This window comes from Alkalihalobacillus sp. CinArs1, assembly GCF_947387515.1.
Lineage (GTDB): Bacteria > Bacillota > Bacilli > Bacillales > Guptibacillaceae > Guptibacillus.
Genome location: NZ_CANDOB010000003.1, coordinates 90,323 through 104,959, shown reverse-complemented (window position 1 = coordinate 104,959; position 14,637 = coordinate 90,323). Strand labels below are relative to the sequence as shown.

General features: G+C 39.9%; 15 protein-coding genes. All 15 read right to left on the bottom strand.

The features are described from left to right. Positions 1 to 33 precede the first annotated feature (33 nt). Positions 34 to 576, bottom strand: coding sequence for a hypothetical protein (locus tag PFZ69_RS16315; RefSeq protein WP_270182163.1), 543 nt, complete (start codon positions 574 to 576; stop codon positions 34 to 36). An 87-nt stretch (positions 577 to 663) separates the two neighbouring features. Beyond that, positions 664 to 1,299: a sterol desaturase family protein gene (locus PFZ69_RS16310; RefSeq protein ID WP_270182162.1), complete on the bottom strand. Its 636-nt coding sequence runs from the start codon at positions 1,297 to 1,299 to the stop codon at positions 664 to 666. Positions 1,300 to 1,417: 118 nt separating this feature from the next. Further along, positions 1,418 to 1,552, bottom strand: coding sequence for a hypothetical protein (locus PFZ69_RS16305; RefSeq protein WP_270182161.1), 135 nt, complete (start codon positions 1,550 to 1,552; stop codon positions 1,418 to 1,420). Between the two features lie 91 nt (positions 1,553 to 1,643). Continuing rightward, complete coding sequence (locus PFZ69_RS16300; RefSeq protein WP_270182160.1) at positions 1,644 to 1,835, bottom strand: hypothetical protein; 192 nt, start codon at positions 1,833 to 1,835, stop codon at positions 1,644 to 1,646. A gap of 76 nt (positions 1,836 to 1,911) precedes the next feature. Continuing rightward, positions 1,912 to 2,532, bottom strand: coding sequence for a methanogen output domain 1-containing protein (locus tag PFZ69_RS16295; RefSeq protein WP_270182159.1), 621 nt, complete (start codon positions 2,530 to 2,532; stop codon positions 1,912 to 1,914). 75 nt (positions 2,533 to 2,607) lie between these two features. Next, the gene (locus tag PFZ69_RS16290; RefSeq protein WP_270182158.1) at positions 2,608 to 3,918 is read right to left on the bottom strand and encodes a lysine N(6)-hydroxylase/L-ornithine N(5)-oxygenase family protein; all 1,311 of its coding nucleotides are present in this window, start codon (positions 3,916 to 3,918) and stop codon (positions 2,608 to 2,610) included. A gap of 98 nt (positions 3,919 to 4,016) precedes the next feature. Beyond that, on the bottom strand, positions 4,017 to 4,430 hold the full coding sequence (locus PFZ69_RS16285) for a DUF4395 domain-containing protein (protein WP_270182157.1): 414 nt from the start codon (positions 4,428 to 4,430) through the stop codon (positions 4,017 to 4,019). A gap of 105 nt (positions 4,431 to 4,535) precedes the next feature. Next, positions 4,536 to 4,829, bottom strand: coding sequence for an antibiotic biosynthesis monooxygenase family protein (locus tag PFZ69_RS16280; protein WP_270182156.1), 294 nt, complete (start codon positions 4,827 to 4,829; stop codon positions 4,536 to 4,538). 17 nt (positions 4,830 to 4,846) lie between these two features. After that, a complete protein-coding gene (locus PFZ69_RS16275; RefSeq protein WP_442865198.1) occupies positions 4,847 to 5,920 on the bottom strand; it encodes a nitric oxide synthase oxygenase in 1,074 nt (357 codons plus the stop codon). A 172-nt stretch (positions 5,921 to 6,092) separates the two neighbouring features. Continuing rightward, positions 6,093 to 6,299, bottom strand: a complete 207-nt coding sequence (locus PFZ69_RS16270) for a DUF6501 family protein (protein WP_270182155.1) — start codon at positions 6,297 to 6,299, stop codon at positions 6,093 to 6,095. A 44-nt stretch (positions 6,300 to 6,343) separates the two neighbouring features. Beyond that, entirely contained in the window at positions 6,344 to 7,195 is an 852-nt protein-coding gene (locus PFZ69_RS16265) for a GNAT family N-acetyltransferase (protein WP_270182154.1), read from the bottom strand. A 74-nt stretch (positions 7,196 to 7,269) separates the two neighbouring features. After that, entirely contained in the window at positions 7,270 to 8,583 is a 1,314-nt protein-coding gene (gene odhB / locus PFZ69_RS16260; RefSeq protein WP_270182153.1) for a 2-oxoglutarate dehydrogenase complex dihydrolipoyllysine-residue succinyltransferase, read from the bottom strand. Next, positions 8,580 to 11,435 (bottom strand): 2-oxoglutarate dehydrogenase E1 component, encoded by a 2,856-nt coding sequence (locus tag PFZ69_RS16255; protein ID WP_442865195.1) that lies wholly within the window; start codon positions 11,433 to 11,435, stop codon positions 8,580 to 8,582. The genes odhB and PFZ69_RS16255 overlap by 4 nt, the downstream gene beginning before the upstream one ends. 370 nt (positions 11,436 to 11,805) lie before the next feature. Beyond that, the gene (locus PFZ69_RS16250) at positions 11,806 to 13,143 is read right to left on the bottom strand and encodes an aspartate aminotransferase family protein (RefSeq protein ID WP_270182152.1); all 1,338 of its coding nucleotides are present in this window, start codon (positions 13,141 to 13,143) and stop codon (positions 11,806 to 11,808) included. A gap of 16 nt (positions 13,144 to 13,159) precedes the next feature. Further along, positions 13,160 to 14,626 carry a CoA-acylating methylmalonate-semialdehyde dehydrogenase gene (locus tag PFZ69_RS16245; RefSeq protein ID WP_270182151.1) on the bottom strand — a complete coding sequence of 489 codons (1,467 nt, stop codon included), beginning with the start codon at positions 14,624 to 14,626 and terminating at the stop codon, positions 13,160 to 13,162. Between the last annotated feature and the right edge of the window lie 11 nt (positions 14,627 to 14,637).

Here is a 14,637-nt window from a genome sequence, read left to right as displayed (position 1 = left end):
AATCTCTAGTAAATTGATCGGAAATAGAAAGCCTTACTTGTTCTGAAAGCGATACACAAGATCTTTATAATAAAATTCAGGAGATACGATCAGATCCATCTCTTTCACATCTTTTTCAATAGCATAGATCAGAATCATTTTAACGTGCCCTTCAGATTCCAGCCTGAACTTATTCCACCCTTTCTTATCAACAACAACAAAGTCCACAGGCTCTACTTGTTCACCTTGTACTTTCAATTTAGTATAGTAGCCTTTAAAAGCCTTTCCATATTCTTCGAAATTTTCTACGAACAGTTCAAAAAAGGCATACTCTTTGTTTGCAGGAAGTTCATTCAATTCAGCATCTTCAGGTGGCTCTTGTAGCCTTGTTACTTGTAACGTTAGTAATTTATTATCATCCATATCTTCTTCAACAAAGCTTTCGCCGTCTTCATATATTTTTTCTTCTTTTACAATCGGCTCTTCTTCAACAACTTTACTAGCTGCTTCAGGATCTCTGATCATGGTATACCAGGCTCCTGTAAAAAAAGCTGTAATCAAAAGTGCCATCGTGATTCCAACTAAGATCACCCTCATCAACCATTCCCCCTCTACCCTTATAGACGAATGCACGTTAGAAAAGTTGCAATTAAAAAAACAGCCTTTTCAATAAGGCTGCCTTCTTTAAAACTTGACTTCTTCATTTGTATTTTCTCCAACCAGATCACGTACAGTTTGACTCTTATCGACTTCTTTACCATCCTTATGTGTACCAAAAAGCATATCGATAAACGGATTAGAGACACCATACCAATAATTTTCATTTTTATAGTGATGTAACAAATGAGTTTGTTTCAACCACTTTCCAAATTTGGTTTTAGGAGTAAGAGGCTGATGTGCAACAAAGTGTTTCCACTCATACACGAGAAGCATCGTCATCAAGCCTGAAGCAAACGCAATCGTATTCACGATAGAAGGAAATAAAAGGTAGTATACGAAAGAAATAACAAGCATTTGAGGGATACTATACCATACTGGTAAAAACATTAAATGTAGGTCGTTGGGATCTTTGTGATGGTCATAATGCAGTCTTTTTAATAGTTTAAGTGCAAAGAGGTTTTTTGGTGGCTTCAAATGAAAAAGAAATCTGTGGGTGATATATTCATTAAAGATAAAGAGAATCAACCCAGCAATAAATGAAAGGGCAATGAAATGTGATCGTCCATTAACGAATAGGTAGATTAGGCATATGGAAAGTAACGCCAATATGAGCATAATATCCTTTATCCTAATAAACTTTTGAAATCCTGTTTTTTTCAATAGAATTCCTCTTCCCCTATTTTTTGATGAAACATACGACATAGTGAAATAATATTTATTAGGGTTATTCTCGATTCATGATTAAAAACCTTCAAAAAAAACCACCCAAAAAGGATGGTTAAATTTTCGTAGGTTTTTGTTTAAGCTTTGACTTGCGATTTTGGTGAGCGGCTGGTGAAGTTTTTACCCTTTCCTTCTCCGTCTTCGCGTCCTGTTCAAATGCTGCCATACCTTTCCCGAATAAAAGGCTCATAGGTGAATCCTCCTTAAAATAACATTACACACCAATTTCCGATTTATCGACGGTTAAAACTTAAATTTGGAAATTTCTTATAGGAAATTTATTAATGCTCTTCAAGCTTGCTTTCTGTTTCACTACAGTAGGCTTGTACAGCCTGCAACTGACTTAAAGATTCTTCAATTCGTTGCTTGTTATGCTCTTTTTCGACAGTTTGTAATGCTTGTTGTAAACTCGCTTCGGCTGCTTTTAAATCTCTGCATGTATCCTGTACGTACCCTCTTGCATTCTTTTCCATCGTCCCACCCCTTTAATAGTAGTATGGAGATAACGTTATTTTTTCATTCATAAAAAGACAGGCTATGTGCCTGTCTTCAAGATCCGTCTACTTGATCTTTGAGATCTTCAAGTTCTTTTAGGAGTGTTAGAACCATTTCGTCACTTTGCTTTAACTCTTCATTCAACAAGGTGATCGTATCTTCTTTCCAGGTGAACGGTTCACCGTCGTCAGGGATTTTCTTTACCTGCTCGTACTTTTCTCCTTCTTCAATTCCAGGTACAAAAGCGATTAACACTTCACAGCCTGCGTCGCCGAGCGCAATTCTTTTCCTTAAACTAACTTCGCCGTAGTCAAAGTGTCTAGCTGCTATACCACCAAATACGCTTGACGTCATCGTACAAAGGTGTGGGGCGTCCTTTACAAACTCACCAAAAGGGCACGAATGTGCTTTAACAATGACATAGTGAGGTGTAACTTCCGAGATATAAAATTCTCCTCCGATGGAATTTTTAATATCTACGATGACGTCCGCATAGTGATCAGGAGTCCAATCATGTATTTGATAGTAAGATTCAAACCACTCTCCTGTGCGGATACCTAACTGTTTGATGTATTCTTGAGCTTTAGACCCAATTGTTCGATGATGGATATGAGCATACTGAGTAATCAGCTTACAGAGAAATTTTTTTGCTGACAGACACTGGTTAACAGTCATACTCACCACCTGTCCTTTATGCTGTTTCTTTAATCATAATGCATAACCGACAAAAATAATAGAATTTTTAGAAAATTAACTGTTAAGTTCAAATTTTTGAAAGATATTATCTTCTAAAGGTGGATAGATTTCTTTACCTGCAATTTGATTTATTATAATTTTATTTCGGTTAACTGAAAGGCCCAGATTCGTAGAACCAACACCATGAGTATGTTGCATGCCGCTATGCACAAATATTTCTCCAGTGGTATCCTCGTTTAACATCAACTTGTAATCCTTTGAGACATTGTATCTTCCTAAGTCATCCCACTGAATCAAGTTACTCAATCCGCTAATGCAGTTCGGTACGAACGGACGGTATCCTGTTGCAGCGACAACCACTTCGCTTTCAATGAGAAATGACTCGCCCTTTTCCCATTGTCGACATTTCAGTTCATATCCACTTTTCGCTTCCTTTTCAGATATGCCATTCACTTCAGTCAATGGCATTAAGGTCACATCCATTTCTTTACCGCCAACCGTTTGTTCATATAAAAGATTATAGATATCTGTAATCGTATGAGGACTTATTCCCTTATACAGAAGCTGTTGGTTACTGAAGATCTCATCTTTTTGTTCCTGAGGCAGTTCATAAAAGTAATCGATATACTCAGGTGAGAAATGTTCAAGACTTAACTTTGTTTCTTCCATCGGGAAAAACCCTTTTGACCTCGTTATCCAATTGATCGAATATCCATGTTCTGTTCTCTCTTTCAAAAGCTCCCTGAAAATTTCAGCAGCACTTTGCCCTGAACCAATAACCGTTATACTTTTCGCTTTCTTGCAACGATCTTCATGTTGTAGATACGTTGAAGAATGGAAGACATCTTCTTCAGACATTCCTCGTAGTGATTTAGGTAAAGAAGGAATCGTTCCTACACCTAATATCAGGTTTTTCGTAAGGTATGAATGCGTCTCTCCAGTTTTCGTATTTTCGATTTCAACTTCATAGCGGTCGATCGGCGTTCCTAAAGGCGTTACCGAGGTAACTTTACTACTGAACTGACAGCTCTTCAATCGTTCAGACGCCCATTGACAGTAATGATTGTATTCATTTCTAGGCATTTCAAGCCTTTGAAGGAAGTAAAAGTTGTATAATCTGTTTTGGTGTTTTAGATAATTTAAATAGCTAAATTCATTTGTAGGGTCAGCCATCGTAACAAGATCCGCCATAAATGGAACTTGTAGCCGCGTCCCTTCAATAAGCATCCCAGGATGCCAATCAAATTCTTCTTTTTGTTCAAAAAACAGTGAATCGATCTCCTTGATAGGGTCTAATAAAGCAGCAAGTCCTAGATTAAATGGTCCAATTCCGATACCGATGACATCATATACTTTCTCTCTCATATAATCCTATCCTTTCTATCTTCTCTCTAAGAATAAGTATAGCAGAAATGTGCCTGATTTATTTTTCAAACAAAAAAAGACAGCCCTCTTAGACTGTCTTACATAGAATGTTGCGTTCTTTTATATTGATATTTTTTCCACTGAAAACGTACGAAGCATCCAATGCAAAATCCGAGGATCGCAATAAATGAGGCGAGGGCTACCATGATAGAAGCAGTGATGGCTAACCATTTGACGCTTGAAAGAACAGCGAGTAATGCTATTGTGAGTAAACTAACAGCGATTTTTTGGTTGAACGCTTGTTGATCTTTGTCTTCTAAAATATAAGGAGGTTTACCTATAAACAATTTACCAACGGACATGATCGGATTGAAACCAAACAACAAACTCGAAATACCAATCAATAATGGGATGACTAAAAATATATAGTGAAGTGTGAAAATGAATGCAGTAGCAAATAAAAAGATAAACCATTGATTAATTCGAACTAAAGGGCGTGGAATACCAGACATTTAAATCCAACCTTTCTTATAGGAATATACTTCTTTTATTTTAAACGTTTGCTCAAGAATTGTATAGTTATTTGCCCATAAAAAAACCCGCATTAAGCGGGTAAATTAATCGGTGGTTATCGGAACTAGATGCTCCATCTCAACATTTTTTAAGAAAGGATCCATCAACGATACAAACTCATTGAACCGATCTGACTTCATAAAGCCTTCGGTGTGAGCAGCGAGAGAGTCCCACTCCACAAAAATTACGTATTTGCTTTCAGTCTCGATCGACTTTGTTAATTGATGGCTTATAAAACCTGGAGAAGCTGATATGTACTGAACTGCCTTCATGAATGTTTCTTCAAAGTCTTTCTCCATTCCTTCATTTACGATAAAAGCTGCTTTTTCAATGACCACGAACGTTCCCACTTTCTTTAATAAGGTTTTTCTTGATAAAAATAATTTGGAGATACAATCGTATTCTTATACGGTTTATGGAAAATATGAGTTGTTGCTGGAGAAATCGGTGGAATTAACCATGTCCAATTTCCTGTTACTTTCCGCTCAGCTCGCGCTTCATTTGTCTCGAACTTATGAAACTGTCGAGCAGCTGTATGATGGTCTACGATACTAACGTTATCTTCTTGAAATGAGTATAATACAGCTCTGTTAAGCTCGACCAAGGCCCTATCTTTCCATAACGAGGCATTTGAAGAAGTGTCTAAATTCATGATCTCAGCCATTTCTGGAATTAAATTGTAGCGTGTTTCGTCCGCTAAGTTTCGTGCACCGATCTCTGTTCCCATATACCACCCATTAAATGGAGCTGCAACGTAATCGATACCGCCAATTTCAAGCTTCATGTCAGATATGATAGGTACCGCATACCAACGAGCTTGTAAGGAAGAGATATCAATTTCCGGGTGTCTAAGCTCCACTTGAAGAACGATTTCAGGTGGTATGGTAATGACGGTAGGCTCGTTATCATCTAGTTGGAAAATAATTGGTAACACATCATGTGGCGTACCCTTTCCTCTCCATCCGAGTTTAAGAGCTTGCTTAGTTATTTCTATCGAATCAGGATCACCGATCGTACCCTTTTCTAACTCATAACCAGCATAGCGAATGAGTTGGTGATTCCATATTCTAATTCTTCCAGGCTGGAAAATCGTAATTGTTGGTCGAATTCTTCCATTGTTTGTAGCTGAGTGAATATGATGGAGTAAAGCGTCCGCTACCTCTTCAACTGTTGTTGCAGAGCGCTTGTCAATTACGGTTAGAGTATTCCAAAACAGCCTTCCGATACATTTATTACTATTACGCCATGCCATCTTTGCTCCGTGCTGTAACTCTTCAAATGTATGCTCATACACACCTGTTTTTTCAATTTGGTCTTTAACCTCGTGTTTGCGTTCTTTTAAACGTTCAGGTGTATGATTTAATTCGTAATATGCTTGCTCTAAAAAAGAGTAAGCTTCTTCTAGCAATGTAGCATTGTTCACGTTCATGTCCCTCCTGCAGCTAGAGACGGTCTTATCGCCTGTTTAATTGCTCTTATGTAAGAGTCCAAGAGTATCATACCACAATGTTGGTTGATCCTATAATAAATACGTTTCACGAGAGGAAAAGGTATGGATCTACAACAGAAACGTCCAGGTCATCGTGACCTGGACGTTTACATTATTTTACTTCCTCGAAGTACTCCTTGTAGAAACCTCCGACCTTACCTGTGTTATCAACTACAAATAAGAATTCTTCAGTTTCATTTTTAACTTCGTAGGTTTTCCCTTCAGTCAACACACGGTTCACCATGTATTTTTTTGCGTCAGTGTGCACGCATTTTACTTCTCTTAGAGTTGGGCCATCTTTCCAATTTTCATGAATCATAACGTTCACTCCCTTTCCATTTCTTATTCTACTACAAGTTAGATTCAATCCTCAAACGAATACACGATCGAATCTCCTACAGGTTTATATCCCATCTTCATATAGATCGAATTAGAAGTTGGGTTTGATAGATCTGTATATAGACAGCAATAACGGTTCCCTTTATCTAATAAATATTGGCTAAAAGCTGCTACGCATGAAGAGGCATACCCTTTCCGTTCATGCTCAGGAGGTGTAAAAACAAAGTTAACCGTTGTTCCTCTCATGGTCGGTCTAGATTCATTTGCCATCGAAACCACTTCTCCATCAACCTCCCAGAGTACGGCTGATTTTTCATCGATAAATTGTTGCGCTCTTTCATGACTATCTTCGTCAGAGAATGGTTCACCCATCGCACATGAAAAAAGATAAACCCATTCTTTCAACAGAGTAAAATCCTCATTTCTGATTTTTCTTAATTTTCCACCTACACGTTTAGGAGGAATGACGGTATCTAATCGATAGATACGCTGGTTCATTTTTAGATTCCGCTTGCAGCTCGTAAGCTCGCAGTACCTCTTTGAAAAATAATCTACAATTGTTTTCTCACCTAGAACACCTGGAAACAAATAATCTTGATGAAGTTTTTTAACTGCAAAATCTAATGTTTCGTGTGATACTTGTTCACCTGCAAGTATAAGATTATGAGGCGGTGTTTGAATAAAGCAAAGTGTAATACGCCCTGCCTCTTCTATTGTACCGAGGAGAACCTTCTCTAGTTCTTCACCATTTTTTTGATTTTTTACAAGTCTAACCAGAAGCCCTAAAGGGAGACTATGTAATGCTTCGTTTTGCTCAAGAAAATCCTGGACATAACCTAGATACTCACTTGGATCAGTAAATGTACGTAATTCCACTTAAATTCCCCCTGGTTACAAATCAACTATTATTAAAAGAGAACCTGAATCATTATGATTCAGGTTCTCGATTATTACCCTTCTAAAAGCAATTGTTCTGGATCTTCAAGAAGATCTTTAATCTTCGCTAGGAAGCTAACGGCTTCACTACCATCTACAATTCGATGATCGTAAGAAAGCGCAATATACATCATAGGACGATTTTCCATTCGATCTTGGTCAATCGCTACAGGGCGCCACTGGATTTTATGCATTCCAAGAATTCCAACTTGCGGAGCGTTTAGAATTGGCGTGGAAAGCATAGAACCAAATATACCGCCATTTGTTATTGTAAAGGATCCGCCTTGAAGTTGATCTAGTGAAAGCTTGTTATCGCGAGCTTTCTTAGCTAGCTCACTAATCTCGCTCTCGATTCCTGCAAATGATAGTTTGTCTGCGTCACGCACAACAGGAACGACTAGTCCTTCCTCAGATCCTACTGCAATACCGATGTCGTAGAATTTCTTAAGAACCATTTCTTTGTCCTGAATTTCTGCGTTTAGACGAGGATATTTCTTCAATGCCCCAACTACCGCTTTTGTAAAGAAGGACATAAATCCAAGTTTTACATCATTATCTTCTAGGAATTTGTCTTTACGACGCTTACGCAAGTCCATGATCGCAGTCATGTCTACTTCATTAAACGTTGTTAACATAGCAGCAGTGTGTTGCACTTCTACTAAGCGTTTTGCAATCGTTTGACGACGACGAGACATCTTCACTCTTTCTACTGGTTTACCGTTAAATTCGTCCTTAGCCTGCGCAGCTTTTTCAGGTTGCTTCTCTTGCTTTTTCTCTTGCTTTGGAGCTTCTTTTTCTTTCTTACTAGAGTCAGCATGAGCTTTTACATCGTCTGGACGAACGCGGCCGTAAGGATCTTGAGTTTGAACTTTATCTAGATCGACACCTAGTTCACGAGCAAGCTTTCTTGCAGAAGGAGATGCTACTGTACGTCCGTTACCTGACTTTTCTTCTGAAGCTTCAGGTGCAGCGTGTGCAGAAGCTTCCTCGTCAGACTTAGATTCTTCAGGCGTTTCGTTTTGCTGTTTTTTCGCTTCAGCCTTTTCTTCTTTATTGTCAGAAGAAGGTTGTTCAGAGGAAGAGTCTTCCTCGCTTGCGTCACCAAGGTAAGCAATGATTTCTCCAACTTCTACGTTGTCACCAGGCTCTTTCAATAATTCCTTGATTACTCCGTTGTTTTCAGCGCTTACTTCGATATTTACTTTATCAGTTTCAAGTTCAACAAGGTTATCACCTTTTTCAACTTTGTCGCCTACTTTAATTAACCATTCGGAGATTGTGCCTTCTGTAATAGATTCTGCTAGTTCAGGTACTTTAACTTCGATCACGACGATTTACCTCCTTGGTGGGATACTGTTTTAGATGGCTCTAAGACTTCTTGAATGATACGTTCTTGGTCTCTCTTATGGATATTAGGCTCTCCACCTGCTGGACTAGATCGATCAGGACGACCGATATAATCGATCGAAACTCCCTCAGGAGCAATTTCACGAATTCGTGGAGAAATGTAATTCCATGATCCCATATTTTTTGGTTCTTCTTGTAACCAAACGATTTCTTTTACGTTAGAATAGCGTTCGAAAATCTTCTTAATTTCTTCTTCAGGGAATGGGTACAGCTGCTCTACACGTAGAACATGTAGCCAGTCCATGTCTTTATCTGAAGATTCGATTTCTGCTGCTAGATCTACAGCGACTTTACCAGTTGAAAGAACGATACGCTCAACTTTATCTTTCTTTTCACCGAGTCCTTGTTGTTCGATCACACTTAAGAATTGTCCTTGGCTGAACTCAAAACCTGGTGAAGAAGTACGTTGATTACGCAGTAAGCTCTTTGGAGTCATGATAACGAGTGGTCTAACCTCTTGCTCTCCAAGTATAGCCGCTTGTCTTCTTAAAATATGGAAGTATTGCGCTGCACTCGTCAAGTTCGCAACTGTCCAGTTGTTCTCAGCAGCAAGTGTTAAGAAACGCTCAACTCTTCCGCTGGAGTGCTCAGGACCCTGTCCTTCATAACCGTGTGGAAGCAAGAGTACCATTCCAGATTTTTGACCCCATTTCGCTCTTCCTGCGGATACAAACTGATCAAAGATGACCTGTGCAGCATTCGCAAAGTCACCGTACTGAGCTTCCCAAATCACGAGGGATTCTGGTGCGAATACATTGTATCCATATTCGAAACCGACAACGGAAGCTTCAGATAAAGGACTGTTATGAATAGCAAAGGAAGCTTTAGCCTCTGGTAATTCGTGTAACGGACAGAACGTTTCTCCTGTTTCCTTGTCGTGTAAAACAAGATGACGCTGCGCGAAGGTTCCTCGCTGTGAATCTTGCCCTGTTATACGGATAGGTGTACCTTCGCTCAAAATAGTAGCGAATGAAAGCGTCTCACCTAATGCCCAATCAACTTTTCCGCCTTCTTCTAACATATCTAATCTACGCTTAAGAATTCTTTCAAGTTTAGGGTAAACGTTGAAATTATCCGGACGTGTAAGTAGATTGTTATTAATTTCTTTTAATGTATCTAGCGGCACGGATGTATCGATCGAAGGTATTCCTTTAACGATTTCTTTCGGTGGCTGTATTTCCTGAACATCTCCACCATCTTCATTATCCTTAGCCACTTTGTTATAATCCTCTGAAAGCTCATTCAATACTTCTTCATCTAGCTTTTCACCGTATCCAGATTCAAGAATTCCTTGCTCTTCTAGGTAGCTAGCATAACGTGCTCGCACTGTAGGATGGTTTTTGATTTTCTCGTAAAGATGTGGCTGCGTTACAGCAGGATCGTCCATTTCGTTATGTCCGAATCTTCTGTAGCCAATTAGATCGATAAGAAAATCTTTATTGAACTTCATTCTATACTGATAAGCAAGGTTCATTGCTGATAAGCATGCTTCAGGATCATCTGCGTTAACGTGAACAATCGGTATTTCATATCCTTTTGCTAGGTCACTCGCATATCTCGTTGACCGTGAATCAGTGCTCTCAGTCGTGAAGCCAAGCTGGTTGTTAGCGATGATGTGGATCGTACCACCTGTATGGTAGCCACGTAGTTGGCTAAGGTTTAACGTTTCCGCTACAACACCTTCACCAGGAAAAGCAGCATCCCCATGAATAAGGATCGCAAATGACTTTCTTATATCCTGGATCGGTTCACCTTTTTGGTCCCTTGTTTCCTGTGCCGCTCTTGCATAGCCCTCAACGACTGGATCTACGAACTCCAAGTGACTTGGATTATTTGCTAAGGTGATCGTGGCTTCTGCAGTTTCAGAACCTTCAAACTTACGATCAGCACCCATATGGTACTTCACATCGCCTGTCCAACCGTAGTTGATTCCCATTGAACCTTCTGATGGAACAAGCTCCTTATTCGGTGCATGATGAAACTCAGAGAAGATCTTTTCATAAGGTTTATTCAAAACATGTGCAAGAACATTTAAACGACCTCTGTGTGCCATTCCGATCATGACATTTCGAGCACCGTCGCTTGCACCATCTCGAATGACTTCATCAAGCATCGGCACCATCGAATCAACGCCTTCGATCGAGAAACGTTTTTGCCCTACAAACGTTTTATGAAGGAATTTTTCGAACCCCTCAACCTCTGTCAGCCTTCTTAGAAGTGCCTCTTGTTTTTCTTTGTCTAAAGAACTAGTTACTGATCCACCCTCTACCATCTGATCGAGCCAGTTACGTTCTTCACTGTTGTGAACATGACTGAACTCATAAGATAGAGATCTTGTATAGAGATCCTGCAAACGCTGAATCGCTTCATACCCATCATTGATATCAGAAGGGGCATTGTTCCAGATCACTTCTGCAGGAATCGCTTTCAAGTCTTCTTTTGTAAGATCATACTTTTCAGGATTCATAAAATCATGATTCGATTTTTCTTCTTTAAGTGGGTTGATAGCTGCAGCTAAATGACCATATGTACGAATGTCATCAGCTAGCTTGACCGCTGCAATGACTTTCTTAAGATTTCCGGGTTGAACGTTTGATTCAACAGCGTCATTAGAACTTGGTGGCGGCCCCCACTGTTCAAATTTTTCACGTAGATCAGGATCTACTGATTCGGGGTCTTCCTGAAATTTCTCATATAGTTCAATGGCATAGCCAAGGTTTGGTCCATAGAATTCCTGCCAAGGATGTTCCATTCTGGACTGTTTGGTATTCAAAGCTCGCTACCTCCCTACTGGGAATGTTCTAATACGTTTGTATGATAAATTGTATTAGCTCCCATATTACCGCTCGATAAAAAGTTCTGCGGTTTCATTATTAGTCCTTTTCACTCTTTTACAAGTTTAAAAACCTCATTTGTAAAAAAACGCTTACATGGATAGTTTAGCACAGTGTATATATAGTCACAAAGCACTTAACCAACTTTTCGAAAAAAATTTCAAAAATGATGGTATAAGAGGAAATATTTTTCGAATATTTACACAGCGCAATACTAAATTACCATAAAGTATTCCCATAGTGAATACATATATCGATAATAAACTGGTATTGTTTGCAAAAATAAAAAGTACGCCGATTTGGCGCACTTTAAAGCTGATGTATCCCCTCCACAATTGTTTGAATAAGAAGGTTGAGGTCGTCTTCTTCAATCGATAGGGGTGGCGACATGGTAAGGATGTTATTATAGCCAGCAACAGTGTCTCCATTTTTACCGATCAACACGTGACGGGACTTACAGTATCCGATCACTTTGTTGAGAGATGCGACGTCTAGTGGTTTCTTCGTGTGACGATCTTCAACGAGTTCAATTCCTACAAGCAATCCTAAACCTCTAACATCCCCTACATATGGATGGTTCGATAACCTGCTTTGAAGCTCGGTCCTTAGCTTTTCTCCTAGATCTTTGGATCGATCGAACAACTTTTCCTTCTCCATAATCTCTAGATTCTTTAAAGCGACGGCACAAGATGCTGGGTTTCCTCCAAACGTGTTGATGTGTCGGAAGTGATCATATTGATTATTCCGTTTAAATTCGTCATAGATCTCTTCTTTAACCGCTGTAGCTGATAGAGGTAGATAGCCGCTAGTCAGTCCCTTTGCCATCGTTACGATATCTGGTTTAACTCCATAATTCATAAATCCAAATGGTTTACCAGTTCTACCGAAACCACAGATTACTTCGTCACAGATGAGAAGTGCACCGTGCTTTTCACACACTTCTTTAACTTGTTTCATGTAATGATCTTGTGGTATTAAGATACCTCCACCAGTAATGATCGGTTCCATGATCATCCCTGCGATCGTTTCACTCAGTTCCCAGGTCATCATGTTGTCGACCGCTGTAACGGATGGGAGAGTATGTTCCTCATTCACCACATCTCGATATGAATCTGGCGGTTGTACGTGAAGAAATCCCTGTCCTAACGGTTCATACTTATATTTTCTTTGTGCCTGGCCGGTAGCGGCTAATGCGCCCATCGTATTTCCGTGATATGCTCTGTACCTAGAAACGAACTTGTGTCGATGAGTGTCTCCTTTTTGCTCGTGGTACTGCCTCGCAATCTTAAAGGCCGTCTCATTCGCTTCAGAACCACTATTAGAGAAAAAGATCACATATCCTCCACCAAGCATGTTGTTTAGCTTTTCAGCAAGTCGAACTGCTGGTGAGTGTGTATGCGTGAGTGGATAATAAGAAAGTTCTTTTAGCTGAGTATATGCAGCCTCAGCAAGCTCCTGTCTTCCGTATCCTACATTTACACACCATAGTCCAGCCATGCCATCTAAATACTTATTCCCCTCATAGTCTGTAACCCAGGCACCATTCGCTTTTTCGATCACCATCGTCGATTTTGGATCAAAAGGTCGCATGGCATGCCAAACGTACTTTTCGTCTTTACCTGCAAGGTTTTCGTGTGCTGTATGCATTCTCCACTCCCCCTTACTAATAGTCAAAACGGGTCGTAATCATTTTACGCCGCGTATAGAAATTTACGCCATCTTTCCCATTTGCATGTAAGTCACCGTAGAATGAATCCTTCCAACCTGAAAACGGAAAGAATGCCAACGGTGCTGGTACACCGACATTTACTCCAAGCATTCCTGCATCTGCTTCTTCACGAAATTTACGAACGGCAGCAGCGTCTTTTGTATAGATCGTTGCTCCATTCCCATATCTTGATTTTTCGATAATGCCTAGTGCATCTGATAACGTATCAGCATGCAGTAAACTTAAAACGGGTGCAAAAATCTCCTCTTTTGCAATCGTCATATCTGGCGTTACCTCATCAAAAATAGTTGGACCGAGAAAATTCCCGTTCTCTTGTTCTTCCATTTCTTTTCTTCCATCACGAATTAAGCTAGCACCTTCTTGCAATCCTTTTTGAATATATCCTAAAACCTTCTCTCGATGTGATTTACGAATCACTGGTGTAAGTAAAACATCTTCATCTAATCCATTTCCTAACTTCAACTCATCTGCTTTTAGTTTTAAAGATGTTTTAAACTTTTCCCCATCTCCAACGACTACAACGGCACTACATGCCATACATCGCTGGCCAGCACTTCCGAACGTAGAGCTTAAGACTTGTTGTACGGCTTTTTCAATGTCAGCATCAGGCATGATGATGTGATGGTTTTTCGCGCCAGAAAGTGCTTGAACTCGCTTACCATTCAAAGCGGCTTTTTCATACACATATTTTGCAACTGGCTGTGATCCAACGAAAGAAATCGCTTTCACATCTTCATCTGTGAGCATCCCGTTCACCACATCATGGGCACCGTGAACGATATTGAAGACTCCTTTTGGAAGTCCTGCTTCTGTTAAAAGTTCAGCAAGTCGGTTTGCTAAGATGGGAGTGCGTTCAGAAGGCTTCAATACGAATGTGTTACCACAAGCGATCGCAAGTGGGAACATCCAAAGTGGAACCATCATAGGGAAGTTAAACGGTGTGATACCTCCAACGACGCCCACTGGATACCGATACATCTCAGAGTCGATATCTTCAGCGATTGTAGAAAGGTTATCACCCATCATAAGGGTAGGAGCTCCTGCAGCAAATTCTACGCATTCGATCCCTCGCTGCACTTCCCCATAAGCTTCTTTATAACTCTTACCGTTCTCTTTCACCACAAGTTCTGCTAGTTCTTCATGGTGGTGAACTAGCAATGAATGAAAGGTGAACAGCACTCTAGCACGCTTCGGGACAGGAACATTTCTCCAAGTTTTAAATGCCTCTTTAGCAGAACGAACAGCAAGACTTACATCTTCCTTGGATGAAAGAGGTACACAAGCTAATCTCTCTTCAGTTGCAGGGTTTTCAACATCTAGCGTATCGATACTCCTTGCACTGACCCATTCACCGTTCACGAAATTCTTCAAAACTACCGTATCGTTTTTAATAACTGCCATGAAATGCCCTC